The following is a 12,225-nucleotide window of genomic DNA, read 5'->3' on the forward strand; positions in this document are numbered from 1 at the left end:
GCATTCGGTAGTGAGCTCGCAGTCCACCTCGTTCGAAGTCCGCTTCCTTTACTGTTTCACTGCGAGACAGCAGACGTTTCCATCTCGGTCTCGACACAGCAGACGCCCGTCTGAAAGCACCACATGTGGCCATGCATCGGTCTTTGACAAGGCGGTGTATGAGGCCAACTCGGTGTATTGATGAGGCGATCGGCCTGCAGTCTCCACAAGCGTCAGGTCTCCATTGTTCGCGTAAACAATTAACCGATCATCGCTTGTCACAATGCAGGAGCCCTGCGATCCGACTTTGCCACCAACCCAGACTTCAACGCCAGTTTCCAGGTCAACACAATGCACGCCTCGCCAAGCCCAGTAAACGTACCCTTTGTGCACGAGCGGGCTGCAGACTCCCGACGCGACACCGTCGGTCTCCCACATCTTCGATGCACCATCAAGCGAGATACCGATCCGACACATCGCAGAGTGATTGTAAGCTGAAGTCACAATCACGGATTGCTCGGCTACTGCTGCGGTTGCGATGTTGTTCCCGTAATCAGTTGTCCATGGATAAGTAGCCACGGTCTTCCCCGCGTTGGGTCCTAAGATCTCGGTGACCACCAAGTTCCTTAACGTGAGCACAGCGGCACAGGATTCACCTTCGACCGTGATCGGCACGGGTCCACCAGTGTGTCCGGCCTCATCGCGATTCTCACTTCGCCACAATTCCGTCCCATCATGCTTGTTCAACGAGATCAAGTTGCCTTCCTTTGCCCCGACTTCAATGATCAATTGCTCGCCCACAACCAAAGGTGAGCTCGTGTAGCCATAGTCACGCTGCGTTCGCTTTCGCTTTGCAACCTCTGGCCGCTGCGATACTTGATAGCGATCATGCAGATTTAGCGCCCAGACATGCTTGCCATCCTCGTTGGTATCCCATGCATTGACGTCCCCATCCACACCAAGCGTAAAGAGCAGGCCAGACGCCGTATCACATTCGGGTGTCGAACACGCTCCCGAATAGAGTGCCTGATCGCCAACGGCGAAACGTCCATAGAGTGGCGATGGATAACTTTGCCGCCAGATCTCTTCACCAGTGGAGACGTCAAAACAGTAGATCGAATCTTGATTGTCGGACCAGCCTACGAAGTACACGTGAGGCCCCACGACAAGCGGCGATGAACTTCCTAAGCCAACCGTTGCTCGCCACAGTTCGCCTTTGATCCAGCTCTTGCCATCCCAACCAGACGATTCAGCGGAGACATCATTACGAAAAAGACCTCGCCAATGCGGCCAATCGTCAGCCTTCACCTTCGTAAACAGCATTCCTATTACGACAAGGCAAATCGTCCGAACAAGCGGCGACACAGATACACGTGCAGTTTTCATAGTTTGGCTTTGCGATCGTTTGCAAACGGTCATCGGTTTCGCCATCACTATACCGCGCCATACTCGCGACCATCACTCAATCGGATTTCCGCAGAACCCTCGTCGCCTAATAGCCAACCGCAGCCCATCGTTCACACTTCGGCTTTCAACTCATCCAGCAACTCTTGATGTTCATCGAGCCCATCTAACCATTCCGGTAACGAGTAGGGCAACAATTTGACGGGTCGCGCACTTGCGGGTCGTCCACGCTCGGATCTGAATTCCGGTCCGAATTGAGCTTCCAGCCAAGTGTTCAACATACTGGCACGGTCAACGTCGAATTTTGAGAACTGATCGCTGGCAATTTCCGACAGAGCGGACTTCGTGAACTTATCCACTAGTCGTTCACTACGCGATTGCTCGACTGAAAGCCACGCCGTTCGATGATTCAACATCTCTGTTCCGGCGAATGTCTTACCGTGATTGAACCGCTCGGACCACGGCCGCTTCTGGAACAATGCCCACTCGCGGATGATCGCGGTGCGACGCGAATTTTGACGCAGCTCTTCCGACGGAATCAGCCTGACGAGCCGCTCGAACGTATCGCTGTTTTGCGAAGTCATCGTCTTGCGTCGCATCCGGACTAGCTGTTCTAGGGCAGCATGTTCAGCCGGTTCAGAAAATCGCAACAGGGTCGCGATGCCTTCACGGCCTTCAACGATAAGCTGCCTTGAACGCTTGGACCAATCCAACAGCACCTCAACAGCCACGTTGGTCGTTTCCTCAACGCCGCTGAGTTTATCCAATTCAAGAGTGCCATTAGCGTCCCTCTTGTTCAAACGAGAAGTCGAGTTGAGATACTCAAGCACTTCAGAAAGCGAAACGTATGTTCCCATCGGATCGTAACCAGACAACTCTCTTTTTAGGTTTGCCGAAAACTTGACCCAATCGCGAGACGAAAACCCTGTCGCTAGTGAATACGTCGTGTCGCGACTGGTCAGCAACGCCATCGGGGAAAGTTCGCTCGACCAACTTCTATCAAGTCGAAGACTCGTTACCTGGTCGACATTCGGGGGAACCTTTGCAAACATGGATTCGCGCCACTGGATGTCCATCGCTGGCAGGGTTAGATAGCGATGCGAAAAGGTAAACAGAAACGGCAACCCAATGGCAATCGCAAGGTAGCCGAGGCTGCGACCATAGAATCCTTGGTCCATCGTTCCGTCCAGCCAGCGTCGACATAGTCGCCAAGACGCAAACATCATCACGGGCACGATGGCACCCACGGTCACAATGTAGTCGGGATAGATCTCAAAGAACCAAGCCACGATACCGGGCAAGATCGACAGGACAACCAATGAAGCAAAGAAGCTAAGCACCGGTCTCTTCATCAACATCGAAATAAAAACCGCGATCGACCATCCCGCGACCAAGCAAACGACAGCCATCGCTTGATCGTAAGCCTGAATGCCGGGCCTTTGCGTGACGTGAACACACGCCCATGTGGGAATCACTGCCGCGAACAGAAACCCCGCGGATACCACCACCCGTGTCCACCACACCTTTGTCGGTGAGATCCCTCGGTCAGCGAAAAACGCACATTGCCGTTTGACTGAATCGCCGTAGAACGTCATCGCACCAAGGGACGTGTACGACAACGCCATCGCGATTACTGCAAAAGGTGTGGCCGCCGCACTTCGATGGCTCCAATCGTCAATCTCAAAAACCATGACGGCAAGAGCGGCAATCCAGATGACAATGACACTGGTGATCCCAATCGGAAACGTCTGTCGTATTTGTTGCCACAGCAAAGCAGCATTTACCGATGGTCTGCTCAGCAAAGCCTGCGACGGAGGTCGATATGCATTCTCGGGCGATGCGAATGCGTCGACGACTCGCGATCTAGATTCGGCAACGCAAAGACGTCGACGTCCAAGCCAAAAAATCAGTGCCAAAAGTGCTACCGAGATCATGACGTTACTGACGACTAGCAATAGCGTCGATCCAACGCCTTGGTTCATGGTCATGTTGCTAACCACAGCTAAGAACCAAATCGCAAACGGGAACGTGGCAAAAAGTGCCACGATGCCTGAAATTGGCGAACGAAATAGAAACGAAGTGATAAATCCCAGCATCAGCACAACGAAGCTGACATACGTGTAGGCGACACCAACCTTTAGCAGCAGACCGAACGAACTATCCAATTCGACCTGTTGTGGTATCCGATCCGCCAAGACGTATTGCAGCCCCAGCATCAACGTTGCAGCGATCCACGTGATCAACAACCAAACCGCCGACACAACGAGCTTGCTCGTGATAACGTAGTGCCACTTGACCGGCAAACCTCGCATCCACGCCAGCGTTCCGTTTTCCTCTTCCGTTCCCACCAACATCGCCGCCGCTCCGATCGCGAAGACGAATGGCAACATGAACCAGATCGCAAAACTGGCAAACAAGTTCGCCGCCGGTGCTTCGCTGGTCGCGATTGAAAGGGGATAGGCGATCAAGTTGAACAGAAACACGCCTGCAAGTATCGCGATTCCTAATGATCGAATTAGCCGCTCGTCCTTCCATGCCAGCGACATGTATTGAGCGCGTCGCGAATCGAAACTCTGGCTACTCATGATGCAACCTCCTGAGTACGAGATTCATCGTGATAGGAACGAGGCCGCGTGGCGCGATGATCACAAACTGCGACAAAGATATCTTCGAGTGTCGGTGAAGTGACCACCACATGAGCAAAACAGGGCTGGTTTCGGAATCCGTCCATTGCCTGGTCATCGAGGTTCATGACCACCCATCGAATCTGCCTCGCGTTGGAAGCCTCGGTCAGCACATTGCCCGGTGGCAAGGGATACGCCGCATCCGAATGGTCAAGCGTCGCGGTGACGATGCAAGTTGACGATTTCAAGTCTTCTAAACGTTGAACGATTTTTACTTTGCCGGCGTGAACGATGGCGACCCAATCCGCAACCCGCTCCACTTCGCTGATTTGGTGGCTCGACAACAAAACAGTCCGTCCTGAGGCAGCCCGCTTCACCATCGACTCTAAAAAATGTCGGCGCACCATCGGATCGAGCCCACTGGTGGGTTCATCCAGGATCAATAGTTCGGGATCGTGAGCCGTGGCTAGCGCAAGTGCCACCTTCGCTCGCTGCCCTTTGCTGAGTGATTTGATTTTGATTCCTGTGGGAACATCAAACTCGGCCAGCAGAGACAAATACGCTTCGGGAAATCCGGGTCCATAGAATGCGGACGTAAACCATCCAATCTCTTCTGGTTTCATCCATTCGTACAACGCCGGCGAGTCCGAGACGTATCCGATTCTGCGACGAATCTCTAGAGATTGTTGCTCGCAGTTCATCCCCAGAACCGTTGCCGTCCCGGAATCGGGTTTAAGATATCCCGTCAAGATGCGTATCATCGTCGTCTTACCCGCTCCGTTCTCGCCAAGCACAGCGAACACAGTCCCGGCGGGCACCTCCAACGTCGCGTGACTCAGGGCTTCCTTGGAACCATAACGCTTCGAGATCTGATCGAGCTTGATGACGGTCATTGAGGTGTCAGCATTCATGAACTCGCTCCATTGTTGGAAACTCGTTTGGCCAATTCCGATTCAAACTGTTCGCGAATGTCATCGGCTGACATTCCACCTGCGATCGCGTCATCGAGCACCCTGCACAGGGCATCACCGACAATCGTGTTACGGGCTTTGGTGCAACGAGAGACCGCATCACGGCGAACCGTCAGCCCGCGTCCCCGCAATGGCTCCAGCACAAGATCCGCCTGCAACTGAGTGTAAGCCCGAGCAATCGTGTTGGGGTTGATCGCTAAATCCGCCGCCAATTGCCGGACGCTTGGAACCATTTGGCCACCGACTAGCGTTCCGTCGGCGACCGCCAACTTAACTTGGCGGACAAGCTGTTCGTAAATCGGGACTTCGTCAGACGGGTCGATTGAAAAAAACATCCGTCGGCCTCCTCACGGCTGGTGTACTGCCGTAATGGTACAGCAGTTCGTCAGCGAGTCAAGTAAAAAGACCAGGCCTCAGCGAAGAATGTTTTCTTGGTTAGGATGGTGACTTGATCTCCTTCCAACCGGTTCCGTTTGTTTCTTCCTCCCCACCATTCGCCGGTGCACTATGCAGCTTCGCTTCTTGTTTCTTGGATTGTTGTTGATGGCTTCGACGTCGGCCTGCGTCGCGCAAGTCCTGCCCAATGAAAAGCACGGCGATTCACAGGACAAGTTTTTCCAAATCGAATCTTGGTTGCCGACGCCAAGCAATACTCGAACCGCTTCGGGTGCGCCCGGGCCGGACTATTGGCAACAGCGTGCCGACTACGAGATTGACGTCACCCTTGATGACCAGGACCAAGCGATCCGCGGCTCTGCGAAGATTCTTTATCACAACCACTCGCCGCATGCACTTAGCTACCTTTGGATTCAACTTGACCAAAACCGCTTCCGTTCTGGTTCTGATTCAGTTCTATCAACGCCGGCTCCGAAACTGAGTCCCAAGATTCTCTTTCGCGACATCGGCAACATCCTGGCTCAGGAAGTCTTCGAAGGCGGATTCAAAGTCAGTAAGGTCGTCGATGATCAAGGCCAGGAATTACCGCACATCGTCAACCAGACCATGATGCGTATTGACTTGCCATCGCCCATCAATCCAGGTCAGTCGTATGCGATGCAAATTGATTACTCGTACAACATTGTGGACGCCAAAGTCATGTGGGCGAGGGCGGGTTACGAGTATTTCGAGAAGGACAAGAACTACATCTACGAAATCGCCCAGTGGTATCCACGCGTTGTTGCCTACACCGACTACACCGGTTGGCAGCACAAACAATTCTTGGGTCGTGGCGAATTCACATTGGAACTTGGCGACTACCTCGTTCGCATCACCGCCCCCAAGGACATGGTGGTCGCGGCGACGGGAGTGCTCCAGAACAGCAGTGACGTGCTTGAACAAACATGGCTTAACCGTTTAGCCGAAGCTCGTGTATCCGACGAACCGATGTTCATCATTACGCCGGAAGAAGCGAAGGAGAACGAGAGCAACCACTCTCGCCGAACCAAGACATGGATTTTTTCGGCGCGAAACGTTCGTGATTTCGCGTTCGCTGCGAGTCGAAAATTTGCGTGGGACGCAATGGGCGTCAACGTGGGCGATCAAACGGTGATGGCGATGTCGTATTTCCCCAACGAAGCCGAACCGTTGTGGAGCAAATATTCCACGCATGCGATTGCTCACACTTTGGAAGTCTATGGAAAGTTCTCGTTTGACTATCCTTACCCTACCGCGATCAGCGTCAATGGACCGGTGTACGGCATGGAGTACCCGATGATTTGTTTCAACAGTCCACGGCCCGAGGACGACGGTACGTATAGCAAGTCAACAAAGTACGGACTGATCTCGGTAATCATTCACGAAGTTGGCCACAACTTTTTTCCGATGATCGTCAATAGCGACGAACGTCAATGGACATGGATGGATGAAGGTCTCAATACGTTTCTGCAGTACCTAGCCGAGCAAGAATGGGAAGAAGACTATCCCTCGAATCGCGGAGAGCCAGCGAAAATTGTGCCTTTCATGCGAGGCGGTGGCCAACGCCCGATCATGACCGGGAGCGAAGAAATACTGCAGTTTGGAAACAACGCTTACGGCAAACCTGCCACCGCGTTGAACATCCTTCGCGAAACGATTCTGGGCCGTGAACTGTTCGACTTCGCCTTTCGCGAATACGCCAGGCGTTGGAAATTTAAGCGACCGACCCCCAGTGATTTTTTCCGCACGATGGAAGACGCTTCGGGCACTGACTTGGACTGGTTTTGGCGGGGTTGGTTCTACAGCACCGATCATGTCGATATCGCCATCAAAGACGTCGAACTTTTCCAAATTGATGATGGTGACCCCGAGAAACAGGCGGAACGGGATCGCAAAGAACGCAGCGAAGAACCGGAATCCATTAGCAGCAAACGCAACGCTGATCTGCCTAAACGATCCGATTGGTATCCGGGCCTCAAGGACTTCTACAATAGCGCCGAGTACGATGAGTATGCGATCGAGGAAAAGGACCGCAAGTCGTTTCAAGAGTTCCTTGACGGACTTGATTCACGCGAACGGGCAACACTACGACGAACCACTAATTTCTACGTCGCTTCCTTCGAGAACGTAGGTGGACTCGTCATGCCAATCTTGTTGCGGATTCACTACAACGACAACACTCACGAAACGATGCGAATTCCTGCTCAAATTTGGCGGCGAAATAGCAAGAAGGTCAAGAAGCTAATCATCACCGACAAGCAGATCACGCGGCTAGAGCTGGACCCTGATTTGGAAACCGCTGATACCGAGACATCGAACAACCAATGGCCACCGAAGATCGAATCGAGTCGCTTCAAGTTGTACAAGACCGAACTGAAGAAGAATCCGATGCAAAAGGCGTCAGACCAGAAAGCAGACAGTCGAAGTTCTGATACCGGCCCCACGGGCAACCAATCACAAAAGGATCGCCCAGCCAACCGGTAGAAAGAAACAAGTGACGAGTTAACCTTCGCAGCGTTTGACGTCGCCCATTAGGTAGCACTTAAGGCTATTGATAACCTGGTTGAAGCAGGTTGAGACCTCACGGTTGCGACGATCACGGTTGCGAATCGGAGTCAAATGCACGTGCACATTGGTGTGACTAACCACTGCTTTCTTCACGGATCGAGTGTCACTGCTGGCGCGTTCGACATTGGCATCGGACAAGGTCAATTGAACCTGAATCGCGATTTGCTGGTCCGCTCGGCGACGCCCACCCTTGGTGTAGTACGCGTTCACCTTCATCGCGAGTTGGTTTTCTTTGACGCTGATGATTTCGGCACCATGGTCAGCGATGAAGCCGCGAAGCTTCTCGATTGCCAAATCAACCGGAACCGGCGTGATGATGTCAAACTCCCCATGCTGGGCCGGAGTGGAGGCTCCCAACCATTGCAGCCACCCGAACTTGCCAGCATCATCTTGCGCGACTCGTTCGACTTTATTGCCAGCACCCAACTGAATCACGCGGTTGCGTCCGTTGTCTTTTGCCTTCAAAAGAGCTCGGTCAGCACGTGCCAACACAGACTCGGGTGTATCACCCGGTTGAAACTCCGTGACCCCGAAACTGGCAGTAACGGATTCATCGTTGAGGCTCGCTAAAGGAGTCTTTTCAAGAGCAGCCCGAATTGCTTCGGCTCGCTGGGACGCTGTCGCGTTGTCGCAGTTCGGGGTCAGCAATAAGAACTCTTCGCCGCCATAGCGAGCGACTAAATCGCCATCACGGCTGTGCATCTTCAGAACGGCCGCGAAGCTTTTGAGAGCTTCGTCGCCTGCCGGGTGACCGTGAACATCGTTGACACTCTTGAAGTGATCAATGTCGCAAATAATAAGGCTAAAGCTAGACTTGCCGAGCGTGGCTTTGCGAGTCGCGGCTTCAAGTCTATCGTCGAAATGCGAACGATTGGCCACTTGAGTTAGCGGATCCATCGTTGACTTCTTATGCAGCGTTTCCAACTGTCGTTGCAATGTTTTCTGGTCCGACATATCACGAACGATCGTGACCGTCCCGTAAACGCCTGGCTGCAGTCCCATGACGGGAGCCACCGTCAAATGCACCGGAGTCGGGTCGTTTCCGGGTTGCTCGATCAGCATCGCTTGCTTGACCACCGAGTTGCTTCGCAAACAAGCTTCAACGAGGCAGGCTTCATCGTCCTTGTTATCACCGGGCTGTCGTAGTCGCAGTGATTCATGGGCCCAGCGTTTTCCGACGATGGCGGATGATGGGATGCCGGTCATCGCTTCCATGCCATGATTCCATTCCGTGATGACTCCCTCGGCATCGGTGAACACGACGCCATCGCTCATGTTGCCGAGCAGTTGTTGGTAGTACAGCGATTCGCGTCGAACGACTTGTTTCGACGGTGTGGCTGCCTTGGGTGGTCCTGTCCAAAGGGTGTCTTTGTTTGATTGATCGAGACCCTTGAGCCATCGATTGACTACGCAACCCTGCAGGATCTCGGGGCGTTCTTCGAGCATTCGACTGAAGTCGAGCACCAATTCAGGATCGAACTGCGTCCTGCTACTGTTGATCAATTCTTCGATCGCACGTTCACGGCTGAGCGCGGGTCGATAGACGGTGTCCGTCGTCATCGAGTCAAACGCGTCGACGATCGCGAGCATTCGTGATCCAAATGGGATCGCGTCGCCGCGAGGACCTTCGCCATGACGCCGACTCTCGTACCATGCATTGGCGTGCAAGACGATATCCAACAATTCGTTGTCGCTGGTGCATCCTCTTAAAATTTCTACGCCGAGAGGCGGATTGAGCTCCATCGACATTTGTTCATCGACGGACAACTTGCCGGGTTTACGCAAGATTCGATCAGGGATGCCAATCTTGCCAAGGTCATGTAGTAACGCGGCGACCTCAATACGGTCGCGTGTCTCGTCATCGAGCTTCATCCTTTCGGCCCAAGCCGAACACGACAACGCGACCCGCAAACAGTGCGCAGCGGTCGCGGCGTGCTTGGTTCGAAGCGCATAAAAGAGCGAAGTCGCGATGCCCAGTCGCACCACAGCTAAATGATTCTCGAAACGAACATCATCTGGCGAGTAAGAGAACGACTCGGTCCGAGGTGCGGATTCTTGCAGTCCGGCGAGCAACTTGCCTACCCGCTGACGGCCTTCCTCAATCGCCAAAATCGGATCCATCGTTTCATCGAGACCCACGCTGGGATTTTTGTCACCACGCATGTCGGCGGTCGTGATCACGACGGCATCCGACGACGTCTGAATACCCTCTGACGAGGGGAATGCAGTAGCGTTTGGAAGGTTGGTACTGGTCATACTGGACTCTTATGTCCGGGCGAAAGTAGATAAGTTGCCTAATGGAAAAACCTAGGTCACAAAACCGACCTGGTCAAAAGAAGAGTCATCAAATTGGCTACATCTGTGCGAAATGAGGTTTGCGACGGACGGGAGCCCCTCAAAGAAGCTTCTTTGCCTTTGTTTGTCGCAAGAATGCTTGCGAATCTCGAACTCCCTACCTAGGATGCGATTGGTAGGATGCCTGGTTTTCAGGCGTTATGTTCGAACGCAGCTCACTTGAAATCGCGGCCTTGGAACTCATCACGGCGACTTTGATTGCTTGTTGAGTCAGCTCGGTCGTGCGAATTCAGAGTTCAGTGGCGTGCAAACGATAACGCACCATTTCGACACCGCGTTCGTATCAACCTTGTCGCTTTCATTTCGGGGCCATGGTTATCACGAAACTACTCGGGAAGGGAAAACACAGCTCGTTTCGTAGTCTTCCTGCGCAACGCCACTTTTCACCACGATTGGTAGTCTTCGAGTGAGTCTTTCTGAGGTTGATCGTCAACTCTTACAACGATGCTTGGACCGTGGTCCGCGCGCGTGGCAGGACTTTATCGATCGCTTTCTCGGACTGGTGGTGCACGTGGCCAATCACACCGCTCGATCGCGCGGATTGATGATTGACCAAGCGACTCGCGACGACCTAGTGGCGGAAGTGTTCTTGGCATTGGTGGCCGACGACTTCGGCGTCTTGCGCCGCTTTCGTCGCAGTTGTTCGCTAGCCACTTATTTGACGGTCATTTCGCGACGAGTGATTGTGAGACGATTGATGGAATCGGCTCGTGGTCCCGGATCGCAATCCCGCAACGGCGCGACACCACCACCTTCAGTACATCACAATCGCGTCAGTGATGTGTCGGACGGCGTTACCGATTCCGTCCCGGATCGAATTGCTGATCGCGAAGAGGTCGAACAACTGATGCTTCGACTTGATCCGCAGGAAGCCAGCATCGTGCGAATGTTTCATTTAGAAGGCAAATCTTACAGCGAAATCAGTAGTCTGCTGGGGTTGAGCGAAAACAGCATCGGTCCAGTGCTTTCGCGAGCTCGCGACAAGATGCGAAACGGTCGCGGCTAGAAAGTCGCAATCGTTGGGTCCGAACGCAAAGTCAAAAGATTTGACCCGAAAGCAGACAATCGCCAGTGTGTTCGACTTGCTTCGCCAAACACCGGTGCCATTGATTCGCTGATAGCGGTTTCGTAGTTGGCACTCTTGCAGACTGCAATCAGACTGCGATGTCTTCAATCGCAGTCTTGATTGGTACGTGTTGCGAGGCTGACTTTCTGCTGCGTCGACCATCACATTGAAAGCGTGATTCGACTCGAGTTGACTCGAGTTGCCGGGAGTTGACTCTGATACCGCCAACAATGAACCGGATCTCACTCGGGGACTGGTTCGATGGTGGCGGACATACTGCCGGTGCATCGAGCGATCAGGTCGTCTTTACCGAACGCGTGAATTTGATCACGCTTGAGTTCCGCGTGTTCCATCGTTGTCGTCAAGCAAATTGCTTTTCCGCCTTTGTCAACTTGCTTGGCAATTTGAAACCCCGTTTCGATCGGGTGATGGAAAAGCTGTTTCATCATCAGAACGACATAGTCGTAGCTGTGATCGGTATCATCCCAGAGCACCACGTTGTACCGGGGCTGTTTCTTTCGCTTGTTTTGCTTCTCTAGCTTTTTCTCATCTTGGGTGTGAACCACCACTTCGGGTTCTGCGACCATAGATTGTTGATCAGACATAGCTCACTTGGCTCCTTGCTCTTGGCGAAAACGGCTTAATGTCAAGCCATGTTCCGCCACCTTCATCTCTAAATTTAAACTAATCGAGGTCGCAAGAATGGTGGGCCAGAGCATCTTCGCTCGCCTTCCGCCTACAGCTAGCCCGATTCAGGCCAGCCGCAACCTCGCCTATATTCTAGCGCCGCCGACACTCGATCGGCAGTCCCAAAAGTTACGAAAATAAGAAAGCCGAGCCCCAC

Annotated in this window: 8 protein-coding genes; 2 read left to right on the forward strand and 6 right to left on the reverse strand. The window is 53.2% G+C overall.

Annotated elements, in window-relative coordinates; all coding sequences use genetic code 11:
• Window positions 1-48 precede the first annotated feature (48 nt).
• From Pla22_RS19560 to Pla22_RS19575, 4 genes are all read right to left on the reverse strand, one after another.
• Window positions 49-1,365: an outer membrane protein assembly factor BamB family protein gene (locus Pla22_RS19560; protein WP_165440757.1), complete on the reverse strand. Its 1,317-nt coding sequence runs from the start codon at window positions 1,363-1,365 to the stop codon at window positions 49-51.
• A 131-nt stretch (window positions 1,366-1,496) separates the two neighbouring features.
• Window positions 1,497-3,968 (reverse strand): ABC transporter permease, encoded by a 2,472-nt coding sequence (locus tag Pla22_RS19565; protein ID WP_146516413.1) that lies wholly within the window; start codon window positions 3,966-3,968, stop codon window positions 1,497-1,499.
• Complete coding sequence (locus tag Pla22_RS19570) at window positions 3,965-4,918, reverse strand: ABC transporter ATP-binding protein (RefSeq protein WP_242632170.1); 954 nt, start codon at window positions 4,916-4,918, stop codon at window positions 3,965-3,967. Before Pla22_RS19570 ends, Pla22_RS19565 begins: the two co-directional genes overlap by 4 nt.
• Window positions 4,915-5,313 carry a GntR family transcriptional regulator gene (locus tag Pla22_RS19575; RefSeq protein WP_146516414.1) on the reverse strand — a complete coding sequence of 133 codons (399 nt, stop codon included), beginning with the start codon at window positions 5,311-5,313 and terminating at the stop codon, window positions 4,915-4,917. The genes Pla22_RS19570 and Pla22_RS19575 overlap by 4 nt, the downstream gene beginning before the upstream one ends.
• A gap of 172 nt (window positions 5,314-5,485) precedes the next feature.
• On the opposite strand from Pla22_RS19575, the gene Pla22_RS19580 reads away from it, so the two are divergent.
• A complete protein-coding gene (locus Pla22_RS19580; RefSeq protein WP_165440758.1) occupies window positions 5,486-7,876 on the forward strand; it encodes a M1 family metallopeptidase in 2,391 nt (796 codons plus the stop codon).
• An 18-nt stretch (window positions 7,877-7,894) separates the two neighbouring features.
• On the opposite strand, the gene Pla22_RS19585 is transcribed toward Pla22_RS19580, so the two are convergent.
• A complete protein-coding gene (locus Pla22_RS19585; protein ID WP_146516415.1) occupies window positions 7,895-10,216 on the reverse strand; it encodes a sensor domain-containing diguanylate cyclase/phosphohydrolase in 2,322 nt (773 codons plus the stop codon).
• A gap of 505 nt (window positions 10,217-10,721) precedes the next feature.
• On the opposite strand from Pla22_RS19585, the gene Pla22_RS19590 reads away from it, so the two are divergent.
• Window positions 10,722-11,321, forward strand: a complete 600-nt coding sequence (locus tag Pla22_RS19590) for a sigma-70 family RNA polymerase sigma factor (RefSeq protein ID WP_146516416.1) — start codon at window positions 10,722-10,724, stop codon at window positions 11,319-11,321.
• 302 nt (window positions 11,322-11,623) lie between these two features.
• Here the strand turns inward: Pla22_RS19590 and Pla22_RS19595 are convergent, their stop codons facing one another.
• On the reverse strand, window positions 11,624-11,986 hold the full coding sequence (locus tag Pla22_RS19595) for an ATP-dependent Clp protease adaptor ClpS (RefSeq protein ID WP_146516417.1): 363 nt from the start codon (window positions 11,984-11,986) through the stop codon (window positions 11,624-11,626).
• Window positions 11,987-12,225: the final 239 nt, after the last annotated feature.

It is taken from the genome of Rubripirellula amarantea, from assembly GCF_007859865.1.
GTDB lineage: Bacteria > Planctomycetota > Planctomycetia > Pirellulales > Pirellulaceae > Rubripirellula > Rubripirellula amarantea.

Coding starts and splice junctions, on each gene's coding strand:
- Pla22_RS19560 (WP_165440757.1), bottom strand. CDS start 1,365: ATGAAAACTGCACGTGTATCTGTGTCGCCGCTTGTTCGGACGATTTGC.
- Pla22_RS19565 (WP_146516413.1), bottom strand. CDS start 3,968: ATGAGTAGCCAGAGTTTCGATTCGCGACGCGCTCAATACATGTCGCTG.
- Pla22_RS19570 (WP_242632170.1), bottom strand. CDS start 4,918: ATGAATGCTGACACCTCAATGACCGTCATCAAGCTCGATCAGATCTCG.
- Pla22_RS19575 (WP_146516414.1), bottom strand. CDS start 5,313: ATGTTTTTTTCAATCGACCCGTCTGACGAAGTCCCGATTTACGAACAG.
- Pla22_RS19580 (WP_165440758.1), top strand. CDS start 5,486: ATGCAGCTTCGCTTCTTGTTTCTTGGATTGTTGTTGATGGCTTCGACG.
- Pla22_RS19585 (WP_146516415.1), bottom strand. CDS start 10,216: ATGACCAGTACCAACCTTCCAAACGCTACTGCATTCCCCTCGTCAGAG.
- Pla22_RS19595 (WP_146516417.1), bottom strand. CDS start 11,986: ATGTCTGATCAACAATCTATGGTCGCAGAACCCGAAGTGGTGGTTCAC.